The organism is Gimesia maris (assembly GCF_008298035.1).
Lineage (GTDB): Bacteria > Planctomycetota > Planctomycetia > Planctomycetales > Planctomycetaceae > Gimesia > Gimesia maris.
The window spans coordinates 3,462,102-3,481,289 of the sequence record NZ_CP042910.1 but is presented as its reverse complement, the minus strand read 5'-3'; the positions used below and the strand labels follow the sequence as shown (position 1 = coordinate 3,481,289).

14 protein-coding genes are annotated in these 19,188 nt (G+C 51.7%); 7 read left to right on the top strand and 7 right to left on the bottom strand.

The window, feature by feature from the left end; all coding sequences use genetic code 11:
• Positions 1-498 precede the first annotated feature (498 nt).
• Genes GmarT_RS12845 through GmarT_RS12835 form a run of 3 tightly spaced genes read right to left on the bottom strand, consistent with a single transcriptional unit; the run spans position 499 to position 3,424 of the window.
• Positions 499-1,941, bottom strand: coding sequence for a hypothetical protein (locus GmarT_RS12845; protein ID WP_002648555.1), 1,443 nt, complete (start codon positions 1,939-1,941; stop codon positions 499-501).
• A gap of 58 nt (positions 1,942-1,999) precedes the next feature.
• Positions 2,000-2,413 (bottom strand): hypothetical protein, encoded by a 414-nt coding sequence (locus tag GmarT_RS12840; RefSeq protein ID WP_149302812.1) that lies wholly within the window; start codon positions 2,411-2,413, stop codon positions 2,000-2,002.
• A gap of 42 nt (positions 2,414-2,455) precedes the next feature.
• Entirely contained in the window at positions 2,456-3,424 is a 969-nt protein-coding gene (locus GmarT_RS12835; protein WP_002648557.1) for a DUF1559 domain-containing protein, read from the bottom strand.
• 367 nt (positions 3,425-3,791) lie between these two features.
• Between GmarT_RS12835 and GmarT_RS12830 the strand changes: the two genes are divergently transcribed.
• From GmarT_RS12830 to GmarT_RS12820, 3 genes are all read left to right on the top strand, one after another.
• Complete coding sequence (locus GmarT_RS12830; RefSeq protein ID WP_044240754.1) at positions 3,792-4,241, top strand: GNAT family N-acetyltransferase; 450 nt, start codon at positions 3,792-3,794, stop codon at positions 4,239-4,241.
• A 100-nt stretch (positions 4,242-4,341) separates the two neighbouring features.
• Complete coding sequence (rimK, locus tag GmarT_RS12825; RefSeq protein WP_149302810.1) at positions 4,342-5,745, top strand: 30S ribosomal protein S6--L-glutamate ligase; 1,404 nt, start codon at positions 4,342-4,344, stop codon at positions 5,743-5,745.
• A 94-nt stretch (positions 5,746-5,839) separates the two neighbouring features.
• Positions 5,840-6,622 (top strand): hypothetical protein, encoded by a 783-nt coding sequence (locus GmarT_RS12820; RefSeq protein WP_149302808.1) that lies wholly within the window; start codon positions 5,840-5,842, stop codon positions 6,620-6,622.
• Between the two features lie 4 nt (positions 6,623-6,626).
• Here the strand turns inward: GmarT_RS12820 and GmarT_RS12815 are convergent, their stop codons facing one another.
• The 3 genes from GmarT_RS12815 to GmarT_RS12805 form a co-directional block, all read right to left on the bottom strand.
• On the bottom strand, positions 6,627-7,967 hold the full coding sequence (locus GmarT_RS12815; protein WP_223123524.1) for an outer membrane protein assembly factor BamB family protein: 1,341 nt from the start codon (positions 7,965-7,967) through the stop codon (positions 6,627-6,629).
• A gap of 136 nt (positions 7,968-8,103) precedes the next feature.
• A complete protein-coding gene (locus tag GmarT_RS12810) occupies positions 8,104-8,853 on the bottom strand; it encodes a 3-keto-disaccharide hydrolase (RefSeq protein WP_149302806.1) in 750 nt (249 codons plus the stop codon).
• A gap of 191 nt (positions 8,854-9,044) precedes the next feature.
• The gene (locus GmarT_RS12805; protein ID WP_002649437.1) at positions 9,045-9,491 is read right to left on the bottom strand and encodes an SRPBCC family protein; all 447 of its coding nucleotides are present in this window, start codon (positions 9,489-9,491) and stop codon (positions 9,045-9,047) included.
• A 166-nt stretch (positions 9,492-9,657) separates the two neighbouring features.
• Between GmarT_RS12805 and GmarT_RS12800 the strand changes: the two genes are divergently transcribed.
• Positions 9,658-10,386: an SGNH/GDSL hydrolase family protein gene (locus GmarT_RS12800; protein WP_002649438.1), complete on the top strand. Its 729-nt coding sequence runs from the start codon at positions 9,658-9,660 to the stop codon at positions 10,384-10,386.
• Positions 10,387-10,408: 22 nt separating this feature from the next.
• On the opposite strand, the gene GmarT_RS12795 is transcribed toward GmarT_RS12800, so the two are convergent.
• Positions 10,409-11,821: a sigma-54 interaction domain-containing protein gene (locus tag GmarT_RS12795; RefSeq protein ID WP_149302804.1), complete on the bottom strand. Its 1,413-nt coding sequence runs from the start codon at positions 11,819-11,821 to the stop codon at positions 10,409-10,411.
• 525 nt (positions 11,822-12,346) lie between these two features.
• On the opposite strand from GmarT_RS12795, the gene GmarT_RS12790 reads away from it, so the two are divergent.
• From GmarT_RS12790 to treZ, 3 genes are read left to right on the top strand one after another with little or no spacing between them, the layout of a single operon-like run.
• Positions 12,347-14,575 carry an HAD-IIB family hydrolase gene (locus GmarT_RS12790; protein WP_002649442.1) on the top strand — a complete coding sequence of 743 codons (2,229 nt, stop codon included), beginning with the start codon at positions 12,347-12,349 and terminating at the stop codon, positions 14,573-14,575.
• Positions 14,572-16,539 (top strand): alpha-amylase family glycosyl hydrolase, encoded by a 1,968-nt coding sequence (locus GmarT_RS12785; protein WP_002649443.1) that lies wholly within the window; start codon positions 14,572-14,574, stop codon positions 16,537-16,539. Before GmarT_RS12790 ends, GmarT_RS12785 begins: the two co-directional genes overlap by 4 nt.
• A 15-nt stretch (positions 16,540-16,554) precedes the next feature.
• Complete coding sequence (gene treZ / locus GmarT_RS12780) at positions 16,555-19,173, top strand: malto-oligosyltrehalose trehalohydrolase (protein ID WP_002649444.1); 2,619 nt, start codon at positions 16,555-16,557, stop codon at positions 19,171-19,173.
• Positions 19,174-19,188 lie beyond the last annotated feature (15 nt).

The following is a 19,188-nucleotide window of genomic DNA, read 5'->3' as shown; positions in this document are numbered from 1 at the left end:
TTTGCAAGAACTGCTTATTACGAAGACCTGAACCCATTTCTCGATTTTTCCACTGGGCATCCATTGGTTTTGATTTCCCCTCTGACAAACGGTCAGTGAATTTACCTGCGGATCGACACACATCGACTCACATAGGCAGACATCGCCCCGGTATCGTTCCCATACCAGCACGGATCACCACCACATCGCTCCCTGTCGCCACATGGTTACTCTTGACCTGTTGTTGTCCTTAACAAAAATTGCATCTACATCTTGACCTCCTTCTGGCAACTGATTCTGACATCAAACTAGAGCGAATCACATTTAATCATAGCGTCTCCCGGACTATTATAGTCGATCCCAATGGCCTTGGAGACGCTACAGTAAAACTGAGCACAGTCTAAAACACCCGACACATCCCCTTCGCGCGGTGCGGGACCGAAAAACACCCAGACAGATTCTAACCGATGTTTCATTTTCGACCGTAGATGAAGACCCGCCAGTAGTTGATAAGAACCATCAGTCTGTCTCATCCTGCTGACCAACTGCGATCACCTTTGTGGGCACGCCTGGCATAGAAAACTCACCCACCGGCATCAATGTTTCCAGTGATAACGCTTTCAGCAAACCGGTTCCCGGTTCCGACCAGAAGCCATACCGGCCCGCCTGGTCAAAGGCAATCGTGTGGTGTCCGTAGTGTCCCTCCACTTTGCTGTCCCCTACCTTCATTGTTTTCAGTAAACTGGCATCCTGAAAATCCAGGTCTCCATCCGGGTCCAGCTCGATCACGCTGAAGAATTCATCCTGCTCCAGTTCCTGTCGATGATTATGAAACACAAACGCCAGCCGTTTCCCCCAGGCTGTCCGGCAGACCTCTAAAGAAACAGGTGAGTTCCCCTCCAGCATCGGCACAGGCACGGAAATCAGTTCCGGATGATCACTTTCTGCATTCAACAGACACACACATGCATCCGGTCCTTTTCCGGTCACAAACAGGACATAATTTCGATGCGTCGTAAAAGCTCCCGTCCGCTGGGGCTTCTGAGTCTCGCTATCAACCCCCAGTGAAATATACTGCACATTTACCTGCTGCTGCTCAGAAGGCAGTGGATTCCGATCCGCTACACACCAGCAGATTCCGTCGGCTGGCGCAAAAAATACTTTTCCGCCACAAGTCGTCAGTCCATGAATGGCTCCCGTAGGCAGTGTAAAGGAATAGCAGATTTCTGAATTTCCCTCAGGCAGAATGCGCGTGACATCAACCAGACCTTTTTTTGGTCCTCCACCGGCAATCCAGGAGGCATAGCCGGTCGTCCCGTCGACTACTGCCAGGGTGATATGCTGTCCGCCACCACGATGAAATCCCGCTGTGATCGGCGATTCCGGATAATCCCGATAACTCCGGGGATCAATCCGCGTATACCCCGAATTCTGATCGTTGGCCAGGTAATAGACGCCCTGGTAACAATACAGGTGTGCTGGATTACCCTGCTGATCATCCAGTTGTGACTGAATGACATGTGGCTCCTGCTTGAACTTCCAATGGGCGTGGTCTCCATGCGATTCTTCTTCGACGCCTGTCTCCAGAAAAACCCAGCCACTCTGATTTGTTCCATCCTTGTGGTCACGCACCCCTACCAGCATCGTTTGCTGCGAACTCTCCATCTGCACCAGATTCTGCTGCTTCGCATCCAGTTTGGGAAAACCAGGCACGACAGACGGCGTCGACATTTCCAATGTTTCACCTTTCCGAATATCCGCCCAGTACACCGTTTTCCCTGCATGGTCCTGAATAAACAGGCGACAGACGGTCGGCTTTTTTTTCCTGGATTCAGCAACGTCAGGTTTTTTCTTCGTCTCTGTCTCTGTTTCTTCCGGGCCGGCATCGGCGGCTGTACACCCTGAAATCAACAATGAGATCATGAACAGAACAGAATAGCGTTTCCAAAACAGAGATTTCATATTACACCTCTTGATTGATTTAAATCTGGGAATTTCAATGATAAAAATACTCTTACACTCACGGGGAATCCGTCTGATATGGGTTCCCCGTTCCTTCCAGAAACTGATACCGTCCCTGTGAAAATTCCACGCACGACCAGAGCGGGCCATCAGCCGTTCCCTGAACCCAGTAAAACCGCCTGCGATTTTGCACTCCGTGATAGATCACCGGTACGCCCGCCACAGCAGGGCTGCCCTGCATCCCAGGTTGTAACTGGAAGAAACGGGATAACACGGCGGTATCAGAACCGCTGAAACCGTCCTCACGCTGCCAGTTTAATCCGTCGCCCTGAAACGATTCAGGGGCCTCAATCCGGGGGAGGTCAGGTAAGATGGAACTTTCCTCTGCACAACCGACTGCCAGGAACAGCCCGCATGTCAGTAACAGGCTGCACTTTGTAAACCGACCTTGAATTATGACCATGTCAAACACTCGCCACTTCTTACTCTTTCGTGATTATCTATTCTCTGCGTTTCAGAATTCGCCGAGCACACGCCCGTCCGCCCGACCAAACAGATCACGTAGCGTCTGCAGATGAACATTCTCACTCACAAACCGCACACTTCCGTCGCAGAGCAGAACATTGGCGCCGCCAATATGCAGACTGCGTGCCCCCGAAATCACCTCTCCATGATGTGTCACGTCCGGGTTGGGTGAATTGGGCGGATAGAAGCCGTGCACCAGAGTGTTATAACCAAGAGCGCGAATCCAGCTGGCCGCACGTCTTCCCTCGTATTGGGTCGCTGCTCGTCCTGCGAGATCGTCAGATGTCGCAGAGCAGGGGCCACCACCACTCACACGTTTCATCTGACGATCCGCATTCAGCAGAGATGCCGTGTCCGGTCCTCGATCTCCAAACAGAGTTTCCGCCATGAAAATCGTATTCGATGTCCCATCCGTAATATCGCGAAAGCGTGTGGAAGAGCCGCGCCAGAACAGCCCGTCGTTTTCGCTGGTGCAATATGCAAGATTCTGACCCGAACCACCATTCACCATATAGTTGCTTCCGGCCCAGATCGTTCCATTCTCATCGGTGTAATACACCGAACCCGCATCACTGGGACACAAAAAGATGGGCAAAGCCTGTTGCGCGACCACCTCCAGCGCAGGATTGATCGTCGCCGCCCAGGCAGGGCCTGTCAGCAGTGGTTCCCGGAAATCAATCAGGTTATGGAGATTACCCTGCTCAAGAAAAGGCAATAACTGCGCCGCAGGAGAATAACCATACAGCGAGTCAGCGGCCATTAAAGGCAGACGAGAATGTGTTTCATGATAGTTATGCAGTGCCAGTCCCAGTTGCTTCAGATGGTTCTTGCATTGAGTCCGCCGCGCTGCCTCGCGCGCCATCTGCACCGCCGGCAGCAGTAACGCAATCAGAATTGCAATAATGGCGATCACCACCAGCAACTCGATCAATGTAAATCCTCTTCGTAAACGTTTCATTTCCCCTCCCGTTCCCGGTTAATCAATCCACTGACAGAACCACACAACACGAAATCGATCGCTCCGTTTTCCGTCCTGTCCACAAAACGGAAGCCATCCTAACAGACAAACACACATTGTAAATACAATCTGTTTGCATTTACATACATTAATCATATATTTTCTTCTCCTTGAATTTCTGATGAATGCAGTTCATGAAGGTTGCCACTACTCACCGGTTTGCGGTAAAAGCAGTCTGCTGCCACTTTTCTACTGGAACGTATGGACCAACTGACGGGGGCGGACAGCATCAGTGCAGCCACCGAAGAAAACACCGTTGAATCAACGTCCATTTATTCAGACCGCTGGAAAACTCTGCGAGTCTTTCATGAAACCGATCACCATCAGACAGGCCGTGCTCACCGATCTGGATGCCCTCGTGCCTCTGTTCGACTGCTATCGTCAGTTTTATGGCTGCGTCAGTGATCTCACTGCGGCCAGGGAGTTCCTGAAAGCGCGCTTCCAACACGGCGAGTCGGTACTGTTCCTCGCCAGTGATGAAGATAACCCGATAGGCTTCACTCAGTTGTATCCCTCGTTTTCTTCGATCTCACTTTCCCGCACCTTTATTCTGAATGATCTGTTTGTAGCTCCTGCAGGACGGCGGCAGGGTATCGCAACCCGACTCCTCGCAGCGGCTGCCGACTATGCCCGAAATATCAATGCCGTCCGTCTCTCACTTTCGACGGAGATCACCAACGAAACAGCGCAGGCTCTGTATCAGTCAGCCGGCTGGCAGCAGGACGAACAGTTTCTCGTCTACCACTTGAAGCTCTGACGCCGTTTCCTGGAGAACCAGATTCTGTCTGTCTCAAGTGGAATTCCATCAATCACGACCCACTCAACCTGGATAATTTCCAGATAGAATATATCGTTCCATGAAAGAGAATCCTTCCAAGCAGATCATTGGCAGTGAAGAATGGTGTGCCTTCCCCGACCTCGGCCTGCCCGCCATCAAGGCCCGTGTCGACTCTGGCGCCAAAACCTCTTCGATCCACGCTTTTAACGTGCAGAAATTCCGCAGACAGGGGGAGACCTGGGTCAGTTTTGAAGTCCACCCTCTGCAGAACAACCGCCGGATTGTCGTTCGCTGCGAACGCCCGATCGTGGATAAACGGGTTGTCAAAAGCTCCAGTGGCATCTCGGAGACCCGTTATGTCATTCTGGCCACTCTCAAGATTGGTGACCAGGCCTGGGAAATCGAACTGACATTAGCCAACCGCGACTCCATGGGCTATCGCATGCTGCTGGGACGAGAAGCCATGAGCGGCCGCATGCTCGTTGATCCCGCAATCAGCTTCTGCATGGGGCAGGTTTCCAGCGAAAACCTTGATCAACACTACGGCAAACGCGAACAGGCTCGCAGTGGTTTGAAAATTGCGCTGCTCGCCAGTAACCAGGAACTCTACAGCAATCAGCGTATCCTGGAAGCAGGAGAGGAACGCGGCCATGAAATGGAATTCCTGGATATTAAACAGTGTTACATGAAACTCGACGCCGTCGAGCCTGAAGCCCATTACCGCGGCGGTTCCATTCTGGATGATCTCGACGCAGTCATCACCCGCATCCGCCCCAGTATCACCTATTACGGCTGTGCGCTGGCCCGTCAGTTTGAGAGTATGAGCGTGCTCACCGTAAATAACTCCACCTCAATCACCCAGTCCCGCGACAAACTCTACTCACTGCAACTGATGCTCAAGAGCGGCATCAACATCCCCACGACGGGCTTCGCGAATTCTCCGATCGACACCAACGACCTGATCGAAATGGTCGGCGGCGCACCATTGATCGTCAAGCTGCTGGAAGGTTCACAAGGAAGGGGCGTCGTACTCGCGGAAACCCGCAAAGCAGCCGAGTCTGTGATCAACGCGTTCAAAGCACTCCGCGCCAACCTGCTGGTTCAGGAGTTCGTCAAAGAGGCCGACGGAAAGGATCTTCGTTGCTTCGTCATTGACGGCAAAGTCGTCGCGTCTATCCAGCGCGAAGCCGCGCCGGGTGAATTCCGTGCCAATATTCACCAGGGTGGGACTGCTTCGGTAGTCAAAATCACCCCCACCGAACGCCGTCTTGCGGTCAAAGCCACCAAAGTACTCGGACTGATGATCGCCGGCGTCGATATCATCCGCTCCAAAAACGGACCGCTCCTGCTCGAAGTCAACTCGTCTCCAGGATTAGAAGGCATCGAAGCTGCGACCGGCAAAGACATTGCCGGCACGATGATCGCCGCCATCGAGAAAAAGCTGGAATGGAAGCGAGAACTCAGCGGCAAACGCCATAAATGACAATCTGCTCTCGGCGGATCACATTTCCTTAGTTATAATAGAACAGAGTTCATCGAATACTGCAGGAGTACTCAGTTTCCCTGGAGCCGATTCCATGCAAAAGACAGCGATCCCGCGTTGGTTCAAATTACTGCTGTTCCTGATTTCTCTGTCTCTGCTGCAGATCACTGTTCTCGCAGTGCAGAAAACAGAGACACCCCCGCGCGAACAAATCGGCACCTGTCTGGGCAAACCGGTCTACCGCGACCAGATCGGGATAAGCCTGAAATTGAGTGAAGAACTACAACTACTTTTCAGCTATCCTGTTTTCAGCCAGTTTCACCAGGAGCACCAGGCGAAATTCAAACCGACTGAAAAAGAAATCGCCGCCGCAATTGCCTACTACTCCAGAGACGAATCGGTGATTAAAGATTGTCAGGAAATCGATAAATTAACTCAAAGTGAACTCGAAGAAAACAAAAATCAACTGAAGCGTTCTGACCTCAAACCAGCAGAGCGAAAGCGACTCGAACAAAAACAGCAACAGCTGCAAAGGGAATTAAAGAATGGCGCTCTCAAATGGATGCTGCTCGGAATGCTTGAATACTGGAAATTCGAAAAGCACCTGTATCTCACTCAAGGCGGCGGTCGCATTCGTTCAATGATGTTCGGAGAAGAAGCCTTCGATGCACGATTCAAATGGCTGGAAGCTCAGGAGAAACGGGGAAAATTCCAAATCACCGACCCCCAACTCCGTACCACATTTTTTGAATTTTGGACTGACAAAAATAATCGAGGCTATAACACAACCAGTCAGGAATCGATTCAGGAGTTTCTCGAACCTCAGTGGCAGAAAGAACTGAATGCGGATAAACCACTCACAGCAAAAAAGCCTTGACCGCTCACTCGGCTGATTTTTCGGTTGGGTTTTCCGGTGTTTCGGCTGCGATACACACCAGCTGTTCCTGGCGTTTGTCGCCGACCTGTTTGCCAACCCGGAGAAAGATTTCACCATCGACTACAGCCGGACTGGCGTAGCTGTCGTCTCCCAGCTTATTGAAGGCGACCTCTTTGTAGCCATCCGGACTCGCTTCAAACACGAAAGTTTCACCTGACAGGTTCGAGACATAAATCAGCCCGTTACAGAGAATCGGCGAGCCACTGAAGGAACCCCGCAGACGGTTTCGCCAGAGCACATCTCCCGAGTCGATCGACCAGCAGTAGACAATCCCGTCATCGGTCACGCCATACAATTGCCCGCCATCCACGAGCATCGAGGGTTCATAAATCTTGGTCTCGTTCGACCACAACAGTTTTCCTTCTGCTGACAGACAGACGGTCTGCCGTTTGGGATAGCCACCACTGGCAAAGATTTTATCGTCACTGGTTACAATCGTGCCACATGTCGCTTCGGCCAGACAGGGGGTGCTCCAGATTTCTTTCCCGGTCGCCGGATCATAACTGGCAACTTTATCACAGCCACTGATCAGCAGCTGATCACGGCCTCCGACATACGCCACCACGGGACTAGAATACGTACTGACCGCCGGTCGTGAGACACGCCAGGCAATCTCTCCCGTTTTGCGATCCAGCGCCGCCAGGTAACCGCCGCCCCGGTTGTCAGCAGCAATAATCACAAACGATTTATAGAGCAGGGGGGAAGGAGCATAACCGAACTTCGAATTAAAGGCTCCCAGTTCCTTCTGCCAGACTTTCTTACCTTCCAGATCGAGGGCCGTCGCGATGATTTTTCCCGAGTTCAGAAAAACCGCATAGATCCGGTCGCCATCAAACAGCACGGTTCCATTCGCGTTGGTCCCTTTCTTGTGCAGTTCACCCGGTCCGGGGAAGCCGCCTTCATGCAGTACGGTTTCCCAGCGTACCTTTCCATCAGCCCGACCATACGCGATCACCATCTGTTCCTGATCCTGATCGTCAGCGGTTGCCAGTACCACCATGTCCTCTGTCACGACAGGGGAACTGTGACCGCGTCCGGGGATATCCGTTCGCCATTTGATATCATTGCTTTCGCTCCACTGTGTCGGCAGTGGTTGATCAGGCACGTGACCATTTCGATCCGGACCACGCCAGCCAGGCCAGACATGGGACAGATCAGGCAGGGTGGCATCTTTTAAAGAGACACCACTCGACTTCACAGAGATTTCTTCGACCGGGGTTGTTTTCGTACAGCCGGCGACCAGCAGCATTCCCAGCAGGAACCATCTGTGTGACATGCAAACCATACGAAAACTCCTCCGTGATCGAGTTGAGTAATATTGAATTCAGATTCCGTAACGGACAACCTGTATTTCTCCGTTTAACACTGATTCTGCCAGGGCAGCAGAATCAGTGCTTTTCCAGAATCTGTATCGCTTCTGCTTATAGTTTTTTCAGAAAGACATTCTTGAAGCGAATCTCGCCGCCATGAGTCTGCAACTGAATCGGACCCGATTCATAAATCGGCTTGTCCTTCTCATAATAATTATCCATCTTTTTGTTGTCTACCACCAGTTTACCATTCATATAAACGGTAACCTTTTCCCCCTTCATGATGATTCGGAAATGATTCCACTCACCAAAAGGTTTGTCGGCGTGGACCAGCGGATATTTTCCTTCGCCTTTATTATTAAATAATCCTCCCGATCCCAGATTGGCTTTGCGGTCCCATTTGCCACCTTCTTTTGTGGTATCCCAGATCTGCACCTGTGGTACGCCACGCAGATAGATCCCACTGTCGGCTTTCGCTACGGTTTTGTAATCCAATAGCAGTTCAAAATCGCCATAGTCTTCTGCAGTCGTCAGGTAAACACCATGCCCATCGTTCACCAGTTCACCATCTTCCACCGACCAGTGTTCCAGTACATCTTCCCAGTTCTTTTTCAACAGCGCTTCCCGATCGGCTTCAGACATGTTCTTCACAGCCACCGGGCTTTTGCCTTTGACCTGGTGATAGTTCATGCCAATCCAACCGGACAGATCTTTACCATTGAACAGAGCAATAAAACCTTCCGGAGGCTGATTCAGCTTTTCTGCTTCTTTTTTATCCCCGGCAAAACCAGCGGAATTCCCCAGCAGGGAAAGAACCAGCAGGGAATAAAGACTCTGTTTCAAGTATGACAATGGATTCATTTTGGGTTCCTCTTGATGCCCGCTGTTTTTTACAGCGCAATAATTCAGACCAGACGAAGATTCAGTAACCTTCCTAAGTAATTACTCTAATTCGGTCAGAGAGGAAATACAATGTGTTGGCCGAAAACAGCAGTTTTTTTTGGAATCTGAAGCTGATATCAAGCTCCAGCCTGTTGCCCAGTGAACACAGGTTAATCTGGAATTTCAGGCTCCACCAGCTTTGCCAGGTGAACCAGCGAATCCTGCCAGCCTAGATAGCAGGATTCCGTGGGGATTACATCCGGAATACCGGATTGTTCAATCTTGATCTCGGTTCCACAGGAGACCTGTTTCAGGTCGACCGTCGTATTCATTTCACCAGGCAGGCTGGGATCGTCGAATTTCGACGTGTAACAAATGCGGGTATGAGGTACGAGTTCGAGATAAGTGCCCCCGAAAGAGTGGCCGTTCCCTGTGGTAAAGTTCGTAAATGACATTTTATAGCTCCCCCCCACCTGAGGATCCATTTCGTAAACGCGGGCAGTGAATCCATCTGGTGGAAGCCAGCGCGCCATCGCGTCCTCTTCCAGAAAGGCGCGGTAAATTTTTTCCGGTGTCGTTTTCAAAACGCGGTGCAGGCGGACGATGTTATTTGACATGACTGGATACTCCTCCTTTAATTGATGTATTAATCGGTTCACTGCCTCATGGCAACATGATATCGTCGTACAGAGTCCGTTCATTTCGACAATGACTTAAATTTTTTCATCACAAGTGTCAATCTTTCCTGAAGAAAAGCATTTCCCAATAGAGAGTCATCATATTATGAAATCCAGATCTCCTGAAAAGCGATCTTTATTGTCAACAGGTTTTGCGTTTATTTTCACGTTCGTCTTCACGATTCAGAGCGCAGCAATCCGGGCTGATGACTCCAGGCCAGGCCACACCTTTCAAAGGATTTTATTCCTGGGCAACAGTATCACGCTACATGGCCCTTCAAAGAAAATTGGCTGGGAAGGCAACTGGGGGATGGCTGCCAGCAGACAGGACAAGGACTACGTCCACATCGTCGCGAGTTCACTTGCTGAATCGAGTAGCAACACGCCTCAAACCATGGTTAAGAATATTGCCACCTTCGAGCGGCAATACGCAACGTTCGACATCACAGAACAACTTCAGGATACCATTGCATTTCGCCCTGACCTGGTGATACTCGCAATTGGAGAAAACGTCCCACAACTCAAAACAACAGAAGAGCAGGCGAAGTTTCAGGCCAGCGTCGAAAAACTGCTCAAGCAACTGCAGACAGAAAATCATCCGACCATCATCGTACGCAGCTGCTTCTGGCCAATCAAGCTGAAAGACGATGCGTTACGTCAGGCCTGTCAGAAGGCAGGCGGAACTTATGTCGACATCAGCAAACTCAGTAAAGACGAAAAGAATTATGCCCGCTCGGAACGCGAATTCCAACACGCTGGCGTCGCCGCGCATCCCGGTGATCAGGGCATGCAAGCTATTGCTGACGCGATTCTGAAAGCGATTCGCGCTCGATAACTGCAATGTGAAATCCCATCACTCACGATTTAAACTTCTGCTTATCAATCCCATACTGCTTCATCTTCCTGAGCAGTGTGCGTCGGCTGATTCCTGCCTCTTCGGCCGTCTCTGACACCCGGCCTGCGTGCAGTTTAAGCTTTGCCTGCAGGTACTCCCGCTCCAGTTCTTCCATCACCGGGTCCAGATTTTCCTGCAGTGACAGGGCCGGATCAACACTTTTACGCCACACCGACTGCTTGTTATGCTCCCGTACCTGAGGCGTTTCCACCAGATTTGTATTTCGCAGTTTGTCGAAATCACGGGCCGTCAATGCTGACTGTGTGCGTTCCAGCACCAGTCGTTCGCTGAAGTTTTCCAGTTGACGTACATTACCCGGCCACTCGTATTCCAGCAATGCATCCAGGAAACTGTCCGTAAAAGTGGGAGGTTCCAGTCCATAATGTTTCGCCAGTCGTTTCGTAAAATGACCGAACAGCAGAAACACGTCTTCCGGACGCTGACGCAGGGGAGGCACATTAACGCGAATCACATCCAGGCGATAAAACAGGTCTTCGCGAAATTTTCCGTCCCGCACGGCTTCATCCAGCAGCACATTCGTCGCCGCTACGATCCGCACATCGATATCTGCCTCCACCTGGCTGCCCACGGGGCGAATCCGCTTTTCCTGCAACATCCGTAACAGACACTGTTGCGCCTCGGGTGGCATGTCGCCAATTTCATCCAGAAACAGCGTCCCTTTATTCGCATGCATTACCAGTCCTTTCTTCGCCCGGTCCGCGCCGGTAAAGGCACCTTTCTCATGCCCGAACAGTTCTGAATTGATCAGGTCAGCCGGGATACTCGCACAGTTCGCCGCCACAAACCGCCCCTCACGTTCAGAACGTCGATGCACGGCTCGCGCCAGAAGCTCTTTCCCCGTGCCGGTCTCCCCGACAATCAACACGGTCGCATCCGTCGGTGCCACACGTGTGCAAAGTTCAAACAGATCCCACATCTCGGTGCTGCGGCTCAACATCGATTCAAATCGCGCGCCTTTACTCCGCTGACGAGTCAGGTCATGCATGCGGGGCAGAAACTTCTGATTCTCTAGTGTGGCTGTAATCACATCTGCCAGCTTTGACTCCTGGCGCTGCAGCACCACATCATGAGCACCTGCCTGAAAATAAGTTCGCACGGTGCCCCCCTCTGCCTGGGGTGCCCACACCAGCACATCCGTCAGCGGCCATTGACTGCGCAGGGAAACGATCAACGCCCGCGTCGCGTCATGATCCTGGGGCAGGGCCTGAAGGACAAACAGCCGTGGCGGACGTGGATATTCGGTTGTGAGTAACTGCTCTGCAGCGGGCAACCGCAGGAGTTCACAATCCAGCGTCTGCAGCACTCCTTTGGAACTGCGGCCCTGTAGACAGCAGACAATCAATGGTTTTTGCATCTCATCTCCCGGGAAGGCATACGTAGAGATTCTCAGCGCGCACCTGATGTAAAACTTGATCAAAACAGCTCAAATCAGGAATCTCGGAATGCGACACCAGCTTCCCATTCTATCAACATGAGTAGATATGAGACAAGTCTGTCGCATATTTTGAGCCACAACTGTCCCATTATCACTTTTCGTCTGAACCGGACTTTGGCATGACCTTTGCTTAACTCAACAGGCAGAACATTGGCTCGAGGATGAACTATTCAGGAGAAATTCGATTAACAAGGCTTGTTACACCTCCCGTTTAGGAATCAGAAACATCTTTCGCCGGTCGTTGAACCATCAATGTGATCACTCAGCGTGCAATCTGAAGCCGCTGTCGGAACCACAGGCTTCAGGTTCTGTATCGACCCGGAAAATAATTACTTGCACTCACATAACGTCTCGCCCCGTCCTCACGAATACATATGTCATTCCGGGTGTATTCACCAAACCAACTATTCACTCTCTGATTTTGAACAAACAGGACTAAATCAAATGGCCCGAAACGTATTGAAAAAAACGTCACAGACGGAGACCAGCGCCGCCAGGCTGACCAGAAATAAACGCGGCGACCTTAAAATCACTTTGATCAGTCTGCACGGACTGATTCGGGGACATGACTGCGAACTGGGTCGCGATGCCGATACTGGCGGTCAGGTCAAATATGTACTGGAGTTGGCTCGAGAACTCGCAGCGCACTCTCACGTAGGTGAAGTCGAACTGCTCACCAGGCAGATCATCGATCCTAAAGTCGACGACGATTACGCCCAGGTGGAAGAACAGCTTTCTGAAAATGCCAAGATCGTCCGTATTCCCTTTGGGCCCAAACGCTACCTGCGAAAAGAGTCCCTCTGGCCTTACCTCGAACTGTTTATCGACCAGACGCTCCAGCATTTCAGACGCACCGGTCTGCCGGACATCATTCACGGACACTATGCTGATGCGGGAGCAGCCGGTGCACAACTGGCGCGACTGCTGCACATTCCCTATGTCTTTACCGGACACTCACTGGGACGTGTCAAACGCCAGCGTCTCTCCCTCGGAAAAGAAGATCATCAGGCCGTCGAAAGGCTGGAAAGCAAATACAAATTCACTTCACGAATTGAAGCGGAAGAGCTGGCGCTTGAGACCGCATCCATGGTGGTAACCAGCACCAACCAGGAAGTCCAGCAGCAGTATGAACTCTACGATCATTATCAGCCCGCCCGCATGGAAGTGATCCCCCCCGGCGTCGATCTCACTAATTTTTCACCTGCAGCGAAAGACTGGACCACGCCTAAAATCGCAGCGGACCTCAACTGTTTTTTACAGGAACCGGACAAGCCCATGATTCTCACCATGGCTCGACCCGATGAGAGGAAAAACCTGGAAATGCTCGTCCGTGTCTACGGAGAAAGCGAACAGCTGCAGGAACTGGCTAATCTCGTGCTGGTCATGGGCACGCGCGACGATTTGCGCGACCTCCCCAAGGCGCAGCGCAGAATCATTAATCATGTCCTGTACCTGATTGACCGTTACAACCTTTATGGAAAAGTCGCGTATCCCAAAACCCATAAACCAGATGATGTTCCCGAACTGTATCGCCTGGCGACTTCTATGAAAGGAGTCTTCATCAATCCGGCGCTCACTGAACCGTTCGGATTGACGCTGCTTGAAGCGGGAGCGACCGGATTACCGATTGTCGCGACCAATGATGGTGGCCCCCGTGACATCATTGCCAACTGTAAAAATGGTCTGCTCGTCGACCCGCTCGATAAATCGGCCATCGAACACGCACTACTGCGCACATTAACAGAACCGGAACAATGGGCCGAATGGTCTGATAATGGTATCAAAGGGACCCGCGAGCATTATTCATGGAATAATCATGCTGAGCGTTATCTGCGCGATCTGGATGATATTCTGGAGCATTCACCCGCTCCGGTACTGGCAGATCTGGCAGAGAAATCCAGTACACGCCGACTACCTGAATTTGACCGGTTGATTATCACCGATCTGGACAATACACTGACCGGTGATGATGAAGCTCTCAAAGAATTTGTAGAGTTAATTCGCGAAAATGATCACATCGGTTTCGGCATTGCCACTGGTCGTCGACTCGATTCGGCCATGGAACTGATCAAAGAACTGGGACTCCCTCAACCGGATCTGATCGACACGGATGCAGGAACACAATTACACTACGGCGAAAATCTGACTCCAGACCTCAGCTGGCGAAAATCCATTGATTACGCCTGGAAACCGCAGCAGATTCGAGATGTCCTCGATATGCAGCCCGGTCTTTACCCGCAAATTGAAGAACATCAGTCCGAATTTAAAATCAGTTATGAAATTGACACCAGTGTCAGCCCCAGTATTACAACCATCAAAAAAATTCTCCGGGAGGCGGGTTTACGTGCTAAGGTTATTATGTCACTCGGCATGTATCTTGATATCATCCCGGTGCGGGGTGGAAGTGACCTTTCCATGAGACACGTACTCTGGAAATGGGGATTCGCCCCGGAACACGTCCTCGTTTCAGGTGATTCCGGTAACGACGCCGGCATGCTGCTGGGGCGCACACTGGGTGTGGTCGTCGGAAATCACAGTGAAGAGCTCGAACGACTCCGTAACAGGCCACGCGTCTATTTCGCAGAGGCTTCCCACGCGGCGGGCATTCTCGAAGGCATCAGGTATTACAACTTCTTAGACAAGATTACTATTCCCAACGATCGGATCGAATGAGCACCGCGCAGGATGAGATTGACTTCAAAGCGGATCTGACACTGCAGCGCCTGCAGCCTCAATTGCAGGAAGTCTGGCGCACCAGCCAGATTGATGATGTCAAAAAACATGAATTTGAAACGAGACTGAATGAGCACTGGCGTCCTCTGTTTGGACTGCTGTATCAGCTCTACAGTTCCCGGTACGATTTCTTCTATCACATCGAACAGGTTCTGCTGACCGCGGCCCGAGGCTGGGCAGAGCGACCAGAGGACCTCTGTGCGCTCGACCGTCATCGTATTAATGAACCCAACTGGTTTCAGTCAGAACGCATCAGCGGGGGCGCCCTCTACGTAGACCTCTTTGGCGAAAACCTCTGTAAACTCCGCGAGCAGGTGGGATACTTCAAAAACCTGGGGCTCACGTACCTGCACTTGATGCCTCTGTTCGCAGTTCGCCCCGGTAATAACGACGGCGGTTACGCCATCAGCACGTATCGCTCGGTCGACCCGCGTCTGGGAACCATCGACGACCTCCGCCTGCTGGCAGCAGATCTCCGGGAAGCGGGGATCTCACTGGTGCTTGATTTTGTATTCAATCACACCTCGGATGACCACGAGTGGGCCAAAATGGCGCAATCGGGAAACCGTGAGTTCCAGGAATACTATTATATCTTCCCTGACAGGGTAAAACCCGAACAATATGAACGCACGCTGCGTGAAATTTTTCCGACTGTCCGCCGCGGAAATTTCACCTGGCATGATGGAATGCAGCAATGGGTCTGGACTTCTTTCAACAGTTTCCAGTGGGATCTGAACTACACCAATCCCGCTGTCTTTCGCGCCATGCTCGAAGAAATGTACTTCATCGCCAACACGGGCATTGATATCCTCCGGCTTGACGCGGTCGCATTCATCTGGAAAAAAATGGGGACCAGCTGCGAAAATCTCCCTGAAGCGCACACGCTGATTCAGGCATTCAACCGTCTGGCCCGTATCGCTACGCCAGGTCTCCTGTTCAAATCCGAGGCCATCGTGCACCCCGATGACGTCGTCAAATATATCAGCGAACACGAATGTCAGATCTCCTATAATCCCACACTGATGGCGCTGCTCTGGGAATCGCTGGCGACGCGAAATGTCTCATTGCTGGTCCAGACTCTCAGACATCGCTATAAGCTGCCCAGAAACACCGCCTGGGTGAACTACCTGCGCTGTCACGATGATATCGGCTGGACCTTCGATGATGCCGACGCGCAGGCAATTGGTATCAACGCCTACGACCATCGCAAATTCCTCAACGATTTCTATACAGGGCAATTCCCCGGTTCTTTCGCGCGCGGCGTTCCTTTTCAGGAAAACCATGAAACAGGCGATATGCGGATTTCCGGGACGATGGCGTCACTCGCTGGACTCGAACAGGCGATTGAAGAAGACAACGAAGAGAAAAAAGAACTGGCGCTCCGCCGCATGCTGCTGCTGCACGGCGTTTCCCTCAGTATCGGTGGAATTCCACTTCTCTACCTGGGTGAAGAGTGGGGCATGCTGAACGATTACGATTTCGTGAAAGACCCTGCTAAAGCCGGTGACTCCCGCTGGATTCATCGTCCTAAGATGCAATGGCAGTTTCTCGAAGAACTGGACGACCACATCAAATCAGGCAACGGTTCCATTCGCTCCACGATTTTTCGATCCACACAGAAACTGATCGCACTGCGAAAATCTCTGCCTGCGCTCGCGGGTCAGGATATGGAACTCATCGCCACAGCCAATGAGCATATCCTGGGATACGTCCGCCTCTATGAAGGAAATCGCCTGATCGTCCTCGCTAACTTCTCTGACGAAACACAGGTCATCGAAGGCAACAAACTCCGTACCGCAGGACTCGGTCGATTTTTCCTGAATGTCATCGACGACAAAACTTACGCCACATCAGAGCAACTGGTCCTGGATCCGTATCAGATTCTCTGGCTGAACCGCGTTTAATTGAAGGAGCAATTGATGTCTACGCAGAATACTGCTGCGCAATTCACAGAACAGGTCCTTGCCACCGACCTGGATGGAACCCTGATCCCTTTAAATCAGGATCCTCACAACCAGTCAGACCTGCGCGTACTGTCGGAACAGTTTCAGGCCCGTGGCAACTCACTGATCTTTGTGACTGGCAGACATTTCGAATCCGTCTCCCAGGCAATCAAGGATTTTCAACTCCCCATTCCGGAGTGGATTATCTGCGACGTCGGCACTTCCATTTTCCAGCGACAGGAATCGGGAGAATTCACACTGGTCACCGCCTACCAGGATTATCAGGACCAGATCATCGCTGCCATGCCCATAGACTCATTGCGCGAGAAGCTGCAAACAATTGACGGTCTCCGCCTCCAGGAACCAGTCAAACAGGGGCGTTTCAAACTCAGCTTTTATGCAGACGCGGCACAACTGGAAACGCTCGTTGATCACGTTCAGGAGGTTCTGACTCAAACGGATGCCCCATACTCGATTATTAACAGCGTTGATCCCTTCAATGGCGATGGATTGATTGATCTTCTGCCGGCAACGGTTTCCAAAGCACTCGCTTTAGAATGGTGGACCGAAAAAAACGGATACGATCCCGCAAACATTGTTTTTTCCGGTGATTCCGGTAATGATCTGGCAGCATTAACCGCCGGCTATCGCACCATTCTGGTAGGAAACGCAGACCGCCGGTTGGCACAACGCGTTTACGATCTGCACCAGGCATCGGAGTGGAAAAACCGTCTTTACCTTGCTCAGGGAACCGCAACTTCAGGCGTCCTGGAAGGTTGTCGCTGGTTTGGTCTCGCAGAACAGGTTGATCTACAAAATACCCGATCAGGAGCCACTCCGCTCACCGTTGATTCCACATCCTTTCGCGTCTGGGCTCCGCAACGAAAACAGGTTGCCGTTGAACTGCAGAAAGGAAACCAGGCAGACGCGACACGTCATTCCCTGACACGAACAGCACAGGGATACTTCGAAGGCACGTTTAATCACGTCTGTCCGGGCGATCGCTATTTGTATCGGCTTGATGACCAGGTCTCCCGGCCGGATCCTGCCTCCCGATATCAACCTCAGGGAGTACACGCTGCCTCACAAGTCTGTAACTCGCTTGATTTCCCCTGGTCCGATCAAGACTGGCAGGGAATAAAGAAACAGGATCTGATCATATACGAACTTCATGTCGGCACCTTCACCAGAGCGGGTACGTTTCAGGCGGCCATCGAACATATCCCTGAACTGATCGAGCTCGGCATCACCGCGGTGGAAATCATGCCGGTCACTCAGACACCTGGCCGCTGGAACTGGGGATACGATGGCGTAAATCTGTTCGCCGTTCGAAATACCTACGGTTCCCCTGATGATTTCAAAGCCTTCGTGGACGAATGCCATCGCTCTGGTCTCGCCGTCTTTCTTGATGTCGTTTACAACCATCTGGGTCCGGAAGGAAATTATCTTTCTGAATTCGGCCCTTATTTTTCAGACAGGCATCACACTCCGTGGGGCGAAGCCCTCAATTACGACGGTCCTGATTCCGAATCCGTCCGTCGGTTCATTACCGAAAATGCGGTCTTCTGGCTGGAAGAGTATCATCTGGATGGTCTGCGACTCGACGCCGTTCACTGCATGTATGACGACAGCCATTTTCATATTCTCGAAGCAATCAGAGCGGCCGTCTCCAGACACAACGAATCCGTGAACTGGCCCATACATCTCTTTGCCGAAACCAATGTCTTTAATCACGATCTGATTACTGCTGACCAGAGCAGGGAGGCCTACTCGGGCATCTGGTGTGACTGCCTGATGTATTCTCTCTATTCTCATGCGCTTCCCGACGTCCATCTCACACAGCGAAACTACCAGGGGGCCTCCGACCTTATCCAGGCGCTGCAGTGTGGTTACATTTATGCCGGACACGAAAACAGTCGCGTGACTGATTCTCAACGTAGCGTCCATCCAACCAACCAATATCTGACATCCCTGGTGATCGCGCTTCAAACCCATGATAGTGTCGGCAATCATCCGCATGGCAAGCGTATTCACCAGTTGGCATCCAAATCCTTCCAGAAAGCAGCCGCTGCACTCATCTTGCTTTATCCGGGCATACCATTGATCTTTATGGGTGAAGAATTTGCGACTTCTGCTCCGTTTCCGTTTTTTGTCGATTTTGAAGACCGCCATCTCCGCGACGCCGTCGACGTCGGCCGCCGGGGAGATTATCCGCCTCACATCTGGCAGGACGCATTGCTTCCCTCACAGGCCGAAGCTTTTTTCAACGCCAAATGGAACGAGGCCCCCCTGAGGGACCCGGAGATGTTTCACTGGTATCAGCGGCTGCTCCAGTTTCGAAGAGAAGGCCTCAACGCAGGCTGGCTTTCACCAGAAAACCTGCAGACAGCTTATGAGAGTCAGTCCAGCAGTTTTACAATGCAATACCAGGACATCAGGATTCAGGCTCGCCTGACTCCCCAGGCAGAGACACAGGCACAACCAGTGTCGATCCCGTTCACAGGTACTCTGGTCCTGAATTCAGAACCAGAGTCTGTCATCGAGAACAAGCAGATTCAACTCGCTCCCAACCATACGATCATTTCCCGGGTTTAACACCGGCTGCAATGA

What these genes read in the sequence shown, in the direction of transcription:
- GmarT_RS12845 (WP_002648555.1), bottom strand. Translation starts at nt 1,941, where the DNA reads ATGAAATCTCTGTTTTGGAAACGCTATTCTGTTCTGTTCATGATCTCA.
- GmarT_RS12835 (WP_002648557.1), bottom strand. Translation starts at nt 3,424, where the DNA reads ATGAAACGTTTACGAAGAGGATTTACATTGATCGAGTTGCTGGTGGTG.
- GmarT_RS12830 (WP_044240754.1), top strand. Translation starts at nt 3,792, where the DNA reads ATGAAACCGATCACCATCAGACAGGCCGTGCTCACCGATCTGGATGCC.
- rimK (WP_149302810.1), top strand. Translation starts at nt 4,342, where the DNA reads ATGAAAGAGAATCCTTCCAAGCAGATCATTGGCAGTGAAGAATGGTGT.
- GmarT_RS12820 (WP_149302808.1), top strand. Translation starts at nt 5,840, where the DNA reads ATGCAAAAGACAGCGATCCCGCGTTGGTTCAAATTACTGCTGTTCCTG.
- GmarT_RS12815 (WP_223123524.1), bottom strand. Translation starts at nt 7,967, where the DNA reads ATGGTTTGCATGTCACACAGATGGTTCCTGCTGGGAATGCTGCTGGTC.
- GmarT_RS12810 (WP_149302806.1), bottom strand. Translation starts at nt 8,853, where the DNA reads ATGAATCCATTGTCATACTTGAAACAGAGTCTTTATTCCCTGCTGGTT.
- GmarT_RS12805 (WP_002649437.1), bottom strand. Translation starts at nt 9,491, where the DNA reads ATGTCAAATAACATCGTCCGCCTGCACCGCGTTTTGAAAACGACACCG.
- GmarT_RS12800 (WP_002649438.1), top strand. Translation starts at nt 9,658, where the DNA reads ATGAAATCCAGATCTCCTGAAAAGCGATCTTTATTGTCAACAGGTTTT.
- GmarT_RS12795 (WP_149302804.1), bottom strand. Translation starts at nt 11,821, where the DNA reads ATGCAAAAACCATTGATTGTCTGCTGTCTACAGGGCCGCAGTTCCAAA.
- GmarT_RS12790 (WP_002649442.1), top strand. Translation starts at nt 12,347, where the DNA reads ATGGCCCGAAACGTATTGAAAAAAACGTCACAGACGGAGACCAGCGCC.
- GmarT_RS12785 (WP_002649443.1), top strand. Translation starts at nt 14,572, where the DNA reads ATGAGCACCGCGCAGGATGAGATTGACTTCAAAGCGGATCTGACACTG.
- treZ (WP_002649444.1), top strand. Translation starts at nt 16,555, where the DNA reads ATGTCTACGCAGAATACTGCTGCGCAATTCACAGAACAGGTCCTTGCC.